This window comes from Streptomyces sp. NPDC002784 (genome assembly GCF_053592135.1).
Map to the genome: position 1 here is coordinate 1 of NZ_JBSFVD010000051.1, position 16,692 is coordinate 16,692.

At 74.0% G+C, this 16,692-nt stretch carries 3 protein-coding genes; all 3 read left to right on the forward strand.

Annotated features, from left to right (window positions below; genetic code table 11):
• A partial coding sequence (locus ACWD1Z_RS35105) for an SDR family NAD(P)-dependent oxidoreductase (RefSeq protein ID WP_451124595.1) occupies nt 1-2,832 on the forward strand: 2,832 nt, incomplete at its 5' end.
• 87 nt (nt 2,833-2,919) lie between these two features.
• Nucleotides 2,920-8,460, forward strand: a complete 5,541-nt coding sequence (locus tag ACWD1Z_RS35110; protein ID WP_451124599.1) for an SDR family NAD(P)-dependent oxidoreductase — start codon at nt 2,920-2,922, stop codon at nt 8,458-8,460.
• A gap of 58 nt (nt 8,461-8,518) precedes the next feature.
• Nucleotides 8,519-16,692 (forward strand): SDR family NAD(P)-dependent oxidoreductase (locus tag ACWD1Z_RS35115; RefSeq protein ID WP_451124597.1); only part of this gene is annotated, 8,174 nt, incomplete at its 3' end.

The following is a 16,692-nucleotide window of genomic DNA, read 5'->3' on the forward strand; positions in this document are numbered from 1 at the left end:
GGCGAGCGAGTGTCGATAGCCGTCTACAACGGTCCCGATGCCACGGTGGTGGCCGGTGATCCGGAAGCCCTCGACGAGATCTCGGCGAGGGCGGAAGCCGCTGGCGTACGGGCGCGGCGGGTCCCGGTCGATTACGCCTCGCACTCCGCCCATGTGGAGGACATCAAGGCTGAGCTGCTGGCAGCCCTTGCCCCGGTGACACCGCAGACCTCCCGCATTCCGGTGATCTCCACCGTCACCGGCGGGGTGTTGGACACGACGACCATGGACGCCTCCTACTGGTACGAGGGCCTGCGTCAGCCGGTGCGCTTCACCGAGGCCGTCCAAGTAGCCCTCGAACAAGGCAGCACCACCCTCATCGAGGTCAGCGCCCATCCTGTACTCACCATGGGCGTGCAGGCCATCGCCGAGGCCGCGGAACAGCCGGTCACCGTCGTCGGCACCCTGCGCCGGGACGAGGACGAGAACGCCCGCTTCCTCGCGAGCGCCGCCGAACTGTGGGTCCACGGCAGCGACATCGACTGGTCCGCCGTCTACGCCGGGCGCCCCGTCAGCCGCGTCGACCTGCCCCCGTACGCCTTCCAGCACCGCCGCTACTGGCTGGAGCCCAGCGACGACACCGCGGCCGACACCAGCCGTGGCGGCACCCTGGACTCCGCGTTCTGGGAGGCCGTCGAGAGTCAGGACATGGACGCTCTCTCCGGTGCGCTCGCTCTCAACGGTCAGCGGGACGCCTGGCGGGAGGTGCTGCCGGAGCTGGCCTCCTGGCGGCGCCGGCACCGGGAGCTGTCCACCGTGGAGGGCTGGCGCTACAAGGTCGCCTGGAAGCAGCAGGCCGAGCCCGCCGTACCGGCCGCGCTGTCCGGCCGCTGGCTGCACCTGGCCCCCGAGGGCGCCGGGGACGACTGGTGCACCGGTCTCACCGGCTTGCTCACCGAGCGTGGCGCCGACGTCGTGACCGTGCCCGTGCCGGTCGGTGACGCCGACCGCGGCCTGCTGGCGCGGCTGTTGACCGAGGCGGTCGGTTCGGAGGGGGTGACCGGGGTGCTGTCCACCCTGGCGCTGGCCGACGTACGGCCCGCCGAGGGGCAGCCCGTGGTGGCCGAGGGCGTGGCCGCCACGCTTGCGCTGATCCAGGCGGTCACCGACACCGGGCTGTCCGCCCGGGTCTGGTGCGTCACCCGCGGGTCCGTCGCCACCGGCTACGGAGACGAGATCACCCACCCCGTCCAGGCCGAGGTCTGGGGCATGGGCCGGGTCGCCGCGCTGGAACTGCCGCAGCAGTGGGGCGGCCTCCTCGACCTGCCCGCCGACCTCGACGACGAGCGGGTCCGCCGCCGGATCGCGGCCGTGCTCGCCCAGCGCGACACCGTCGAGCACGACCAGGTCGCCGTCCGGCCCGGCGGTCTGTTCGCCCGCCGGATGGTGCCCGCGCCGCTGCCCGCCGACGGGCCGGTACGGGACTGGAAGCCGCGCGGCACGACCCTCGTCACCGGGGGCACCGGACTGCTGGGCGGCATCCTCGCCCGCTGGCTGGCCCGCAACGGCGCCGAACACCTCGTCCTCACCAGCAGGCGGGGCCCCGACGCGCCAGGAGCCGCCGAACTGCGGGCGCGGCTGGAGGAGTTGGGCGCCAGGGTCACCATCGCGGCCTGCGATGTGACGGACCGTTCCGAACTCGCCTCGCTCATCGGCGGGCTGGACGCGGCCGGCGACGAGATCCGTGCCGTCTTCCACACCGCCGTCCGCTACGAGCTCGGCGCCCTCGCCGACACCACCCTCGCCCAGTACGCCCACGTCATCGACGCCAAGATCACCGGCGCCCGGATGCTCGCCGAACTGCTCGGTGAGCGGGAGCTGGACGCGTTCGTCGTGTACTCGTCCGTCGCCGCGCTCTGGGGCAGCGGTGACCACGGCGCCTACTCCGCCGCCAACGCCCACCTCGACGCCTGGGCGCAGGGGCAGCGGGCCCGCGGGGTGCCGGTCACCGCCGTCGCCTGGGGCATCTGGGACGCCGTCAACGAGTGGGACAGCCAGGACGCCGCCGAACGGCCCGTCCTCAACCGGCGCGCCCAGCGCCAGGGCCTGCCGCTCATCGACCCCGAACTCGCCCTCACCGCCTTCCAGCAGGTTCTCGACCACGACGAGGTCAACATCGCCGTCGCCGACGTCGAATGGGAACGCTTCACCCAGCTCTTCACCTACGCCCGCACCACCCACTTCCTGGACGACCTCCCCCAGGCCCGGCCGCACCTCCCCACCCCCGGACGGGCCGCCCCCGCCCCCGACGCGGACACCTCCGAACTCCGCGCCCGCCTGCGCGCCCTGCCCGCCGGTGAACAGGAACGTGAGCTGCTGGAGTTGGTACGGAGCCAGGCGGCGGCCGTCCTCGGCCACAGCGGCCCGGCGACCATCGAACCGACCCGCGTCTTCCGCGATCTCGGCTTCGACTCCCTGACCGCCGTCGAGCTGCGCAACCGGCTCGGCGCCGCCACCGGCCTCGCCCTCCCCACCACCCTGGTCTTCGAATATCCCACCGCCGACGCCGTGGTCTCCCTGCTCCGCGACGAGATGGCACTCGACGGCGACACCCCGGGCAGCGGCGACGTGCTCACCGAACTCGGCCGGCTCGAAGAGGCGTTGGCCGCGACCACCCCCGACACCGACACCCGGCTCAAGCTCACCCGGCAGCTCCAGGCCCTGCTGCTGCGGCTGAACGACGACGCCACAGGCACCACCACCGGTACCGGCACCACCGACGAAGGGGACCTCGAAGCGGCGACCGCCGACGACATGTTCGCACTGATCGACCGCGAATTCGGTAACTCCTGACACCCGCTCCGGCCCGACCACCCAGCAACTGTGGAGATGTCGACGATGGCGCAGAACGAAGCGAAGCTCCTCGAATACCTCAAGCGGGTGACCACTGACCTCCGCCAGACCCAGAACCGCCTCGCCGCCGTGGAGGAGAAGGACCGCGAGCCGATCGCCATCGTCGGCATGGCCTGCCGCTACCCGGGCGGCATCACCTCGCCCGAGCAGCTGTGGCAGCTCGTCACCGAAGGCGGTGACGCCATCGGCGGCCTCCCCGCCAACCGTGACTGGGACCTGGACGACCTCTACGACCCCGACCCCGACCGGCACGGCAAGAGCTACGTCCGCGAGGGCGGCTTCCTCTACGACGCCGACCGCTTCGACGCCGCACTGTTCGGGATCTCGCCGCGCGAGGCGGTGGCCATGGACCCCCAGCAGCGGATCCTGCTGGAGGTGGTGTGGGAGGCCTTCGAGCGGACCGGGATCCCCGTCACCTCCCTGCGCTCCACCGCCACCGGGGTCTTCGTCGGCTGCAACCCGCTCGACTACCGCTCCGGCATCCACCAGGTCCCCGAGGGCATCGAGGGCCACCTCGTCACCGGCAGCGCCAGCAGCATCGTCTCCGGCCGGATCGCCTACACCTTCGGCCTCGAAGGCCCCGCCGTCACCCTGGACACCGCCTGCTCCTCCTCGCTGACCGCCCTCCACCTCGCCGCGCAGTCGCTGCGCGGCGAGGAGTGCGGCCTCGCGGTCGCCGCGGGCGTCGCCATCATGTCCACCTCCGACGAGTTCAGCGGCTGGAGCCGCCAGCGCGGACTCGCCGCCGACGGCCGCTGCAAGGCATTCGCCGCCGACGCCAACGGCATGGGCCTGTCCGAGGGCGCCGGTGTCCTCGTCCTGGAACGGCTCTCCGACGCCCGCCGCAACGGCCACCGGGTGCTGGGGGTCGTCCGCGGCTCCGCCCTCAACCAGGACGGCGCCTCCAACGGCCTGACCGCCCCCAGCGGCCAGGCCCAGCAGCGCGTCATCCGGCAGGCGCTGCTGAACTGCCGCCTCAATCCGGCGGACGTGGACGCCGTCGAGGCACACGGCACCGGCACCCCGCTGGGCGACCCGATCGAGGCCCGGGCCCTGCTCGCCACCTACGGCCAGGGCCGGGACCCCGACCGGCCGCTGCTGCTGGGGTCCATCAAGTCGAACATCGGCCATGCGCAGGCCGCGGCCGGCATGGCGGGCGTGATCAAGATGGTGATGGCGATGCGGGCGGGCGTACTGCCCAAGACCCTGCACGTCGACGAGCCCACCCCGCACGTCGACTGGTCCGCCGGAAGCGTCTCCCTCCTCACCGAGCCGACGCCCTGGCCCGAGACGGGCCGTCCGCGGCGCTCCGCCGTCTCCGCGTTCGGGATCAGCGGGACGAACGTGCACGTGGTGCTGGAGGAGGGGCCGGAAGAGCCCGTCGAGCCGTCATCCGCCCCGGCTGAGGTCGGCGGGCTGCTGCCGTGGGTGTTGTCGGCCGGTTCGGCGCAGGCGTTGGTGGCGCAGGCCGGGCGGTTGTCCGGGGTGGTCGGGGCGCTGGATCCGGTGGATGTGGGGTGGTCGTTGGCGACCGGCCGGGCCGGGCTGGCGCATCGGGCGGTGGTGTGGGGGAGGGACCGGGCGGAGCTGACGGCGGGGCTGGCCGTCGTGGAGTCCTCCGGCGGGACGGTGGACGGGCGCCTCGCCCTGCTGTTCACGGGGCAGGGCTCGCAGCGGGCGCGGATGGGCGCTGAACTGGCCGCCGAGTTCCCGGTGTTCGCGCGGGCGTTGGACGAGGTGTGCGCCGGGTTCGAAGGGCTGCTGCCGGGGTCGCTGGTGGAGGCGCTGTCGGACGAGACGGGCGGGCTGCTGGACCGGACGGTGTTCACGCAGGCCGGCCTGTTCGCGGTCGAGGTCGCCCTGTACCGGCTGGCGGAGTCCTGGGGCGTGTGCCCCGACTTCCTGATGGGGCATTCGGTCGGTGAGCTGGTCGCCGCGCATGTGGCGGGGGTGTTCTCGCTGGAGGACGCCTGCCGGCTCGTCGCGGCACGCGGGGGACTGATGGACGCGCTGCCCGGGGGCGGGGCCATGCTCGCGGTGCGCTCGGGCACGTCCCAGGTGCGCGACGTCCTCGCCACCCTCGGCAACGCGGTCGACGTGGCGGCGGTGAACGGGCCGGCCTCGGTGGTGGTGTCGGGCTCCGTGTCGGACGTCGAGGCGGTGCGCGAGCGTTTCGACCTGGCGGGCATCAAGACCCGGCGGCTGACCGTCTCGCACGCCTTCCACTCCTCGCTGATGGAGCCGATGCTGGGCGAGTTCGAGCGCGTCGCCGCCGAGGTCGCGTACGCCGAGCCGCGCATACCCGTCGTCTCGAACGTGTCGGGCCGGGTGGCGGGCGAGGAGATCCGCACCCCCGAGTACTGGGTCCGGCACGTCCGCGAGTCGGTGCGGTTCGCGGACGGCATGGCGTGGCTGGCCGGGGCCGGGGTGAGCAAGTTCCTGGAGCTGGGCCCGGACGCCACGCTCACCGCGATGGGCGCCGAGAACGCGGAGGGCCTGTTCCTCCCGGCCACACGCCGCGGCCACGGCGAGGTGGAGACGTTCACGCAGGCCGTGTCCCGGCTGTGGACCAGCGGCGTCGACGTCGACTGGGCCGCCCACTTCACCGGGCGCGATCCGCACCCCGTCGACCTGCCCACGTACCCCTTCCAGCGTGAGCGCTACTGGCTCCAGGTCCACGGCGGCTCCGGCGACCCCGCCGGACTCGGCCTCGCCGCGGCCGGGCACCCCTTGCTGGGCGCGGCCGTGCGCCTCGCCGCGGACGGCGGTGCCGTGCTGACCGGCCGCCTCTCCACCCGGACCCACCCCTGGCTCGCCGACCACGAGGTGGCGGGGACTGTGCTGCTGCCGGGGACGGCCTTCGTGGAGCTGGCGGTGCGTGCCGGTGACGAGGTCGGTTGCGGGAGTGTGCGCGAGCTGACGCTTCAGGCCCCCCTCGTTCTGCCTGAACAGGGTGGAGTTCAGATCCAGGTCGTCGTCGGCGCCCCCGACCAGGACGGGCAGCGCTCCCTCGCCGTCCACTCCCGCCCCGAGGGCGCGGGCCCGGACGCTCCCTGGACCGCGCACGCCGAAGGCATCCTGACCGACGCCCAGGACACCACCCCCGCCGACCTCACGGCCTGGCCGCCGGACGGCGCCGAGCCGGTCGACGTCACCGGCTTCTACGCCGCCGCCGAGACCGCCGGTTACGGCTACGGCCCCGCCTTCCAGGGCATGACCGCCGCCTGGCGCAGAGGGGAGGAGGTCTACGCCGAGATCACGCTGCCCGAAGCCGCCCGCGCGGACGCCGACGCCTACGGCCTGCACCCCGCCCTCCTCGACGCGGCCCTGCACCCGCTCGGCGTCCTCGCCGACGCCGAGACCCACACCATCCGCCTCCCCTTCGCCTGGCGCGACGTCACCCTGCACGCCGCCGGAGCCGGACAGCTCCGGGTGGCCCTCACCCCCGGCGGCCCCGACGGCACCTCCCCGGCCGTCACCGTCGCCGACCCGACCGGCCGCCCGGTGCTCACCGCCGCATCCCTCACCCTGCGCCCGCTGCGCCCCGACCAGCTCCCGGCCGCCCCCGTCCACGGCGACCGGCTCTTCCGCCTCGACTGGCAGCCCCTCGACACGACCCTGCCCGAGACACCGCACGACGAGGCATGGGCGACCCTCGGCCCCGACCCGCTGGCCCTCGCCGCCGGCCTGCAGTACGCCGGTACGACCGTCTCCGCGTACCCGGACCTGGCCGCGCTGACCGCCGTACTCGACGCGGGCGTCCCCGCGCCCCCCGTGGTGCTGCTCGCCTGCGCCGCCCCCGCCGACCCGTCCGCGCGTGACGCCGGCACCGCGCACGACGCCGTCCGTACCACCCTCGCCACCCTGCGCGGATGGCTCGCCGACGCACGGCTCGCCGAGACCCGCCTGGTCCTCGTCACCGCCGGCGCCGTAGCCACCCGTACCGGCGAGGACGTCACCGACCTCGCCCACGCCCCGCTGTGGGGCCTCGTCCGCACCGCCCAGAGCGAGCACCCCGACCGGTTCCTCCTGGTGGACGCCGAAGACGCCACCGGGCCGGAACCCGAGCTGCTGGCCGACGCCGTACGAGCCGCCCTGGCCGCGGGAGAGCCGCAGGCCGCCCTGCGCGGCGAGCGCGTCCTCGTCCCCCGCCTCGCCCGCTGGACCCCCACCGGCCCCGCAGACAGCACCTCCCCCTGGCGCACCGACGGCACCGTGCTCATCACCGGCGGCACCGGCACGCTCGGCACCCTCGTCGCCCGCCACCTCGCCGGGCACCACGGCGTCCGCAGGCTCCTGTTGACCAGCCGCTCCGGCGACACCTTCCCCGGGGCGGACGCCCTCGTGGCCGACCTGGCCCGGCTCGGCACCGACGCCGAGATCATCGCCTGCGACGTCGCCGACCCCGGAGAACTGGCCACCCTCCTCGACAAGATCCCCGCCGAGCACCCGCTGACCGCGGTCGTCCACGCCGCCGGAGTCGTCGACGACGCCGTCCTGACCGCCCTCACCCCCGACCAGGTGGAGGCCGTGCTGCGCCCCAAACTGGACGCGGCCCTCACCCTCCACCACCTCACCCGCGACCTCGACCTGTCCGCGTTCGTCCTGTTCTCCTCCACCGCGAGCGTCTTCGGCGGCCCAGGCCAGGCCAACTACGCCGCCGCAAACGCCTTCCTGGACGCGCTCGCCCACCACCGCCGCGCCCACGACCTGCCCGCCACCTCCGTCGCCTGGGGCCTGTGGGGCGAGACCAGCGGGATGACCGGCCGCCTCGACCGGGCGGACCTGGACCGCATCACCCGCTCCGGGCTCGCCCCGCTCTCCTCCCCGGCCGCCCTCGCCCTCCTCGACACGGCGAGCGCGAGCGACGACGCCCTGCTCGTCGCCGTCGAGATCGCCATGGCCACCCTGCGACGGAACGCCCAGGCCGGCATGGTGCCCCCCATCCTCGGCGGCATCCTCCCCACCCCGCCCCGGCGCGCCTCCGCCCGCGCCACCGACACCGGCGGCCCGAGCCTCGCCCGGCAACTCGCGGGCAAGGACGCCAAGGAACGCCTCGCCCTCTTCCAGGACCTAATCCGCGGGCAGGTGGCCGAAGTGCTGGCCCACGGCAGCTCCGTCGAGGTCACCGTCGACGCCGACCGCGACTTCAACGACCTCGGCTTCGACTCGCTCACCGCCGTCGAACTCCGCAACCGGCTCGGCGCCGTCACCGGACTGCGCCTGCCCACCAGCCTCGTCTTCGACTACCCCAGCCCCCGCGCGCTCGCCGCCCACCTGAACAGCCAACTGACCCCGGAGGACGAGGGCCACACCACCGCCCTCGGTGAACTGGAGCGGCTGGAGGCGGGCCTGGCCGCCGCCCCGCCCACCGCCCGGGGCCGCACCGCGCTCCTCAAGCGCCTCCAGTCGCTGGTCTGGCGACTGGAAGCCACCGACGAGGACGACAGCCCCGAAGCGTCCGACGGCACCCCCCTGGGCGCCGGGCCGCAAGCGACCGCCTCCCTCGACACCGCCACCGACGACGAGATGTTCGACCTGATCAACAAGGAACTCGGCCTCGGCTGATCACCGAACACCCCCGCTCCCCAGCGCCCGCCCCAACCCCTCCTGGAGACAAAGGCAGATGTCCGGCAACGAAGCCAAGCTCCGTGAGTACCTCAAGTTGGTCACCGCCGACCTCCAGGAGACCCGTCAGCGCCTGCAGCGGACCGAGGCCAAGAGCCGCGAACCGATCGCCATCGTCGGCATGGCCTGCCGCTTCCCCGGCGACGTCACCTCCGCCGACGGCCTGTGGCGGCTGGTCGCGGAGGGCGGCGACGGCATCACCCCCTTCCCCGTCAACCGGGGCTGGGCCGAGGACCTGTACGACCTTGACCCGGACACACCCGGCAAGAGCTACGTCGTCGAAGGCGGCTTCCTGCACGACGCCGACCGGTTCGACGCCGAGTTCTTCGGCATCTCACCGCGCGAAGCCCTCGCCATGGACCCCCAGCAGCGGCTCCTCCTGGAGACCGGCTGGGAGGCGTTCGAGCACGCGGGAGTGGCCCCCGGCTCCCTGCGCGGCAGCCGCACGGGCGTCTTCGTCGGCGCGTCGAGCTTCGGCTACCTCACCGACATGCTGAACGTCCCCGAACAGGTCAGCGGCTTCTCCCTGACCGGCAACGCCACCAGCGTCCTCACCGGGCGGCTCTCCTACACCCTGGGCCTGGAAGGCCCCGCGGTCACCGTCGACACGGCCTGCTCGTCGTCGCTGGTCGCCCTGCACCTCGCGGTCCAGGCCCTGCGGAACGGCGAGTGCGACCTCGCCCTGGCGGGCGGCGTCACCGTCATGCCGAGCCCCGGCGTCTTCGTCGAGTTCAGCCGCCAGCGCGGCCTGTCGGCCGACGGCCGCTGCAAGGCGTTCGCGGCGGCAGCGGACGGCACCGGCTGGTCCGAGGGCATCGGCGTGCTCGCCGGGGAACGCCTCTCGGACGCCCGCGCCAAGGGCCACCGCGTCCTCGCCGTGGTCCGCGGCTCAGCCGTCAACCAGGACGGCGCCTCCAACGGCCTCACCGCCCCCAACGGCCCCTCCCAGCAGCGCGTCATCCAACAGGCCCTGGAGAACGCCCGCCTCACCCCGCGCGACGTGGACGCGGTGGAGGCCCACGGCACGGGGACGACACTGGGCGACCCGATCGAGGCACATGCCCTGCTGGCCACGTACGGCCAGGAGCGCTCGGCGGAGCGGCCGTTGTGGCTGGGGTCGGTGAAGTCGAACATCGGTCATACGCAGGCCGCCGCGGGCGTCGCGGGCGTCATCAAGATGGTGATGGCGATGCGGGAGGGCGTACTGCCCCGCACCCTGCACGTGGACGAACCCACCCCGCACGTGGACTGGACGGCCGGCCACGTCTCCGTCCTCACGGAACCGCGAACCTGGGACGCCGGAGAGGAGGGCGGGCCGCGGCGGGCGGCGGTGTCCTCCTTCGGTATCTCCGGGACGAACGCGCACGTGATCCTGGAAGAGGCGCCCCCAGAGCCGACGCCGGAGCCGGTGATCGCCGCCGGTGCTGGGTGGCCTGTGGTGCCCTGGTTGGTGTCGGGGCGTACGCCGGGAGCATTGGCTGCGCAGGCGGGGCGGTTGGCGGGGGTGTCGGGTGAGCCGGTGGATGTGGGGTGGAGTCTGTGGGCTTCGCGGACGGCGCTGGAGCATCGGGCGGTGGTGTGGGGGCGGGAGCGCGGTGAGCTGACGGCTGGGCTGGAGGCGTTGGCGGCGGGTGCTGTCGCGGGTAACACGGTGTCGGGTACGGCTGTTGCGTCGGGTGCGCCGGTGTTCGTGTTTCCGGGGCAGGGGTCGCAGTGGTTGGGGATGGGGCGGGGGTTGCTGGAGTCCTCGCCTGTGTTCGCGGCGCGGATCGGGGAGTGCGAGGCGGCGCTCGGGCCGTTCGTCGACTGGTCGTTGAGCGAGGTGCTCACCGGCGACGATGACGTCTGGATGCATCGGGTCGACATGGTTCAACCGGTTCTGTGGGCGGTCATGGTGTCGCTGGCTGCGGTGTGGGAGTCGTTCGGTGTGACTCCGGCGGCCGTGATCGGTCACTCGCAGGGGGAGATCGCGGCTGCGGTGGTGGCTGGTGCGTTGAGTCTGGAGGACGCGGCCCGGGTGGTCGCTCTGCGGTCGGCTGCGATTCGGGATGAACTGGCCGGTCGTGGTGGGATGTTGTCGCTGGCGACGGGCCCGGAGCAGGCGTCGGAGTGGGTGTCGTCGTATGGCGAGCGGGTGTCGATAGCCGTCTACAACGGCCCCGATGCCACGGTCGTCGCGGGTGACCCCGAGGCCCTGGATGAGATCGCGTCGGTGGCGGAGACCGCTGGTGTACGGGCGCGGCGGGTGCCGGTCGATTACGCCTCGCACTCGGCCCATGTGGAGGACATCAAGGCTGAGTTGCTGGAAGCACTTGCCCCGGTGGCACCGCAGACCTCCCGCATCCCGCTCATTTCTACTGTCACCGGTGCCGTGTTGGACACCGAGACCATGGGTGCCGCGTACTGGTACGAGGGCCTGCGTCAGCCGGTGCGCTTCACCGAAGCGATTCAAGTCGCCCTGGGACAAGGTCACTTCCGGCACATCGAAGTCAGCGCGCACCCCGTCCTCAGCACCGCCGTGCAGGCCATCGCCGAGGCGGCGGAGAAGCCGGTCACCGTCGTCGGCACCCTGCGCCGGGACGAGGACGAGAGTGCCCGCGTCATCGCCGGCGCCGCCGAACTGTGGGTCCACGGCACCGACATCGACTGGTCCGCCGTCTACGCGGGCCGTGCCGTCACCCGGGTCGATCTGCCGACGTACGCCTTTCAGCGCGAGCGCTTCTGGCTGGAGACGGCCGGCTCCGCGGGTGACCCCGCCGAGCTGGGTCTCGGTGCCGCAGGGCACCCGCTGCTCGGGGCGGCCGTCAGTCTCGCGGCGGACGGGGGACTGGTGCTGACCGGCCGGCTCTCCACCCGAACCCATCCGTGGCTCGCCGATCACGCCGTCGCGGGCACTGTCCTCTTCCCCGGTACCGGGTTCGTGGAACTGGCGATCCGCGCCGGGGACGAGGTCGGCTGCGGGCACCTCACCGAACTCACCCTCCATGCCCCGCTCCTCCTCCCCGAGAGCGCGGGCGTGCAGGTCCAGGTTGTCGTCGCGGCCCCCGACGACACCGGCCGCCGGGGCCTGAGCGTCCACGCCCGGCCCGAGGCCGACGCCACCGTGGACACGCCGTGGACCTGCCACGCCGAGGGCGTGCTCGCGCCCGCGACCCCCGTCGAGCCCGAGGCCGAGCTGACCGTCTGGCCTCCGCGGGGCGCCGAAGCCGTCGACCTCTCCGCCTTCTACACCGAGGCGGAGGCGGCCGGGTACGGATACGGTCCCGCCTTCCGCGGTCTGCGCACGGCCTGGCGGCTCGGCGACGCGGTCTACGCCGAAGTGGAACTGCCGGACGAGCACCACGCGGACGCCGCCCGCTTCGGTGTCCACCCGGCCCTGCTGGACGCGGCGCTGCAGGCGATCGGGCTCGGCCGGTCCGGCGGGGACGACGGCCGGGACGAGGGTGTGGTGCGGCTGCCGTACGCCTGGTCCGAGGTGGCGCTGGCGGCCGTAGGAGCGGTGGCGGCCCGGGTGCGGCTGAGGCCGGTGGGTCCGGACGCCGTGACGATCGACGTCGCCGACGCGGCGGGCCGCCCGGTGGTCCGCGTGGGTTCCCTGGCGCTGCGGCCCGTGCGCCCCGAGCAGGTGACGGCGGCCGTATCGCCGACCAACGACGGCCTGTTCGCGCTGCGTTGGGCCCCCGTACCGGCGGTGGCGGTCGACACCTCGGCCGCCTGGGCGGTCGTCGGCGACGACACCCTCGGCCTGGCCGCCGCCGCGCAGGTCGCGGGCGTGGCCGTCGACTCGTACCAGGATCTCGCCAGGCTCCGGGCGGTCGTGGAGGCCGGGGTCCCGGCCCCGCGCACGGTCCTGTGCGTGCCGCAGGCCGCATCCGGCGCGGGGCTCGCCCGGGACGCGGAGGCGGTGACGGCCGCCCTGCTCGCCCTGCTCCAGGAGTGGCTGGCCGACGACGCGCCGGCGGAATCCCGGCTGGCCGTGGTCACCCGGGGCGCGGTGGCCACCCGGACCGACGAGGACGTCCCGGACCTGGCGGCTGCTGCCGTTTGGGGGCTGGTCCGTACCGCCCAGACCGAGGCGCCGGGCAGGTTCCTGCTGGTGGACCTCGACCCCGGCGAGCAGGCCGTCGACGAGGTCACCGACGCCGTCGCCGCCGCGCTGGCCGCGGACGAGTCGCAGGTCGCGGTCCGCTCCGGCGAGGTGCTGGCACCGCGGCTGGCCCGTGCCGACACGGGCGGCGCGCTGGTGCCTCCGGCCGGCGAGCGGGCCTGGCGGCTGGACACGGCCGCCTCCGGCACCCTGGAGGGCCTGCGACTGCTGCCCGCCCCGCAGGCGGCGGCCGAACTGGCCCCCGGGGAAATCCGGTTGGGGGTCCGCGCCACCGGCGTGAACTTCCGGGACGTGCTGATCGGCCTGGGCATGGTGCCCGGCCAGACGGTCATGGGCAGCGAGTGCGCGGGCGTCGTGCTGGAGGTGGGCGCGGAGGTCACCCGCTTCGCCCCCGGTGACCGCGTCGTCGGCATCATCGACGGCGGCTTCGGCCCGCTGGCCGTGGCCGACGCGCGCATGGTGGCGCCGGTGCCCGACGGCTGGTCGTACGAGCAGGCCGCCTCCGTGCCGGTGGCCTACCTCACCGCCTACTACGGGTTGATGGACCTCGGAGGCATCGGACCGGGGCGCACCGTCCTCGTCCACGCGGGCGCGGGCGGTGTCGGGATCGCCGCGATCCAGCTCGCCCGGCACTTCGGCGCCGACGTCCTCGCCACGGCCGGCCCCGGGAAGTGGGACGTGCTGCGCGGCCTGGGGCTGACGGACGACCGGATCGCCTCCTCCCGCGACCTCGACTTCCGGGAGAAGTTCCTGGCGACGACCGGGGGCGCCGGTGCGGACGTCGTCCTGAACTCCCTCGCCCGCGAGTTCGTCGACGCCTCCCTCGACCTGCTGCCGCGCGGCGGACGGTTCCTGGAGATGGGCAAGACCGACAAGCGGGACCCCGAACAGGTGGCGCGCGATCACGCGGGCGTCGTCTACCAGGCGTACGACCTGAAGGAAGCCGGAGCGGAGCGCTGCGGCGAGATGCTGGCCGAGGTGCTGGAGCTGTTCGGGCGGGGCGCGCTGCGGCACATGCCGATCACGACCTGGGACGTCCGGCGCGGGCCCGAGGCGTTCCGGCACATGAGCCAGGCCAAGCACACGGGAAAGGTGGTCCTCACCGCGCCGCCCGCCCTCGACCCGGACGGCACGGTCCTCATCACCGGCGGCACCGGCACCCTCGGCTCGCTCCTCGCCCGCCACCTGGTCAGCGACTACGGCGTCCGCAACCTCCTCCTCACCAGCCGCACCGGCCCGGAGGCCCCGGGAGCGGCCGAACTCATAGCTGAGCTAGGTGAGTTGGGTGCCAATGCGACCGTCGCCGCCTGCGACGCAGCCGACCGCGACCAGCTGGCCGCCCTCCTGGACGGCCTGAACCTGACGGGCGTCGTCCATGCGGCGGGCGTCCTCGCCGACGGCCTGGTCACGTCCCTCACCCCGGACCAACTCGCCGCCGTCTGGCGGCCCAAGGTCGACGCCGCCGTCAACCTCCACGAGCTGACCCGCGACACCGACCTCGCCCTGTTCGTGCTCTACTCCTCCGCCTCCGGCGTCTTCGGCGGGCCGGGACAGGCCAACTACGCCGCCGCGAACGTCTTCCTGGACGCGCTCGCCCAGCACCGCCGCGCCCAGGGACTGCCCGCCACCTCCCTCGCCTGGGGTCTGTGGGCGCAGGCCAGCGCCATGACCGGACACCTCGCCGACACCGACATCAACCGGGTCGCGAAGAACGGCTTCGTTCCCCTCACCGACCGGACCGGCATCGCCCTCTTCGACGCCGCCGCCGCCCGCGACGAGGCCCACTTCGTCGCCGCCCAGGTCGACACCGCCGCCCTGCGCGCCGCCGTCGCCGGAAAGCCGGTACCGCTGCTGCTCCGCGGCCTCGTGCGCGGCACCGCCCGCCGCACCGCCGAGACCGGGGACGCGGACCGCACCGGCACCCTCGCCGGACTCGCCGCACGGATCGCCGCGCTGGCGCCCGCGGAGCGCGAGCGTCACCTGCTCGACCTGGTCCGCTCCCATGTCGCCGCCGTGCTCGGCCACACCACCCCGGGCTCCGTCGACGCCGAACGCCCCTTCAAGGACCTCGGCTTCGACTCCCTCACCGCCGTCGAGCTGCGCAACCGCGTCAACGCGGCCACCGGCCTGCGCCTCCCGGCCGCCCTCACCTTCGACCACCCCACCCCGGCCGCCGTGGCCCGCCTCGTCGCCGGCGAGCTGTCCGGCGTACGGGACGACTCCGCCGCCGCCCCCGTCACGGCGGCGGCGCCGGACGAACCGATCGCGATCGTCGGCATGGCCTGCCGCTTCCCCGGCGGCGTCGGCTCGCCCGAGGACCTGTGGCGGCTCGTCGGCGACGGCCGCGACGCCGTAACCGCCTTCCCCGCCGACCGCGGCTGGGACATGGAGTCGCTCTACGACGCCGACCCCGACGTCCGCGGCAAGACCTACCTGCGCGGCGCCGGACTGATGGCCGACGTCGCCGGGTTCGACGCCGAGTTCTTCGGGATCTCACCGCGCGAGGCCCTGGCCATGGACCCGCAGCAGCGGCTCGCGCTGGAGGTCTCCTGGGAGGCCGTCGAACGGTCCGGCATCGACCCGGCCTCGCTGCGCCGCAGCCAGACCGGAGTCTTCGTCGGGGCACTCAACTCGGAGTACCTCTCCCGGCTCGACTCGGTCCCCGACGAGGTCGAGGGCTTCCTCGGCACCGGCAACATGCTCAGCGTCACCTCCGGCCGCATCGCCTACCAACTGGCCCTCGAAGGACCGGCGGTCACCGTCGACACGGCCTGCTCCTCCTCCCTGGTCGCCCTGCACATGGCCGTCCAGGCGCTGCGCAACGGCGAGTGCGACATGGCCCTCGCCGGTGGGGTGACCGTCGTGTGCACCCCGGCCGGATTCGTCGAGATGAGCCGCCAGCGCGGTCTCTCCCCGGACGGCCGCTGCCGCGCCTTCTCCGCCGACGCCGACGGCTTCGGCCCGGCGGAGGGCGTCGGCATGCTGCTCGTGGAGAGGCTGTCGGACGCCCGCGCCAACGGCCACCGCGTCCTCGCGGTCGTCCGCGGCTCGGCCGTCAACCAGGACGGTGCCTCCAACGGCCTCACCGCCCCCAACGGCCCCTCCCAGCAGCGCGTCATCCGCCAGGCACTCGCCGCCGCCGGGCTGACGCCCGCCGAGGTGGACGCGGTGGAGGCACACGGGACGGGTACGACGCTCGGCGACCCGATCGAGGCCGCCGCCCTGCTGGCCACCTACGGCCAGGACCGCGACCCCGACCGGCCGTTGTGGCTGGGCTCGATCAAGTCGAACATCGGGCACACGCAGGCCGCGGCCGGTGTCGCGGGCGTCATCAAGATGGTGATGGCGATGCGGGAGGGCGTACTGCCCCGCACGCTGCACGTGGACGAACCCACCCCGCACGTCGACTGGACGGCAGGCGGCCTACGACTGCTGGCCGAGGAGCAGGACTGGACGGCGAACGGCCACCCCCGCCGGGCCGGGGTCTCCTCATTCGGTATCAGCGGCACCAACGCGCACGTCATCGTGGAAGAAGCCCCCGAGGACACCCGGGCCGAACCGGCGCCCGTCGTGGTCTCCGGTCCCGAGGGCCTGTCCGCCTCGCCCGTCGTGCCGTGGCCGCTCTCCGCCCGCGGCGCGGCCGGACTCACCGCCCGCGCCGCCTCCCTCGCCGAAGCGCTCACGGACGCCGACCCCGTCTCCGCCGGCTGGACGCTCGCCTCCGCCCGCTCCCCGTGGGAACACCGTGCCGTCGTCTGGGGCGCAGACACCGGTGAGCTGACCGGGGGCCTGGACGCACTGGCGTCGGATCGGGTGACGGGGAACGTCGTCTCCGGGGTGGTGGGTTCGGGCTCCGGCGCGGTGTTCGTGTTCCCGGGGCAGGGGGCGCAGTGGCTGGGGATGGGGCGGGGGTTGCTGGAGTCCTCGCCGGTGTTCGCGGCGCGGATCGGGGAGTGCGAGGCGGCGCTCGGGCCGTATGTGGACTGGTCGTTGAGCGAGGTGCTCAAGGGAGACGACGACGCCTGGATGGAACGGGTGGACATGGTCCAGCCGGTGCTGTGGGC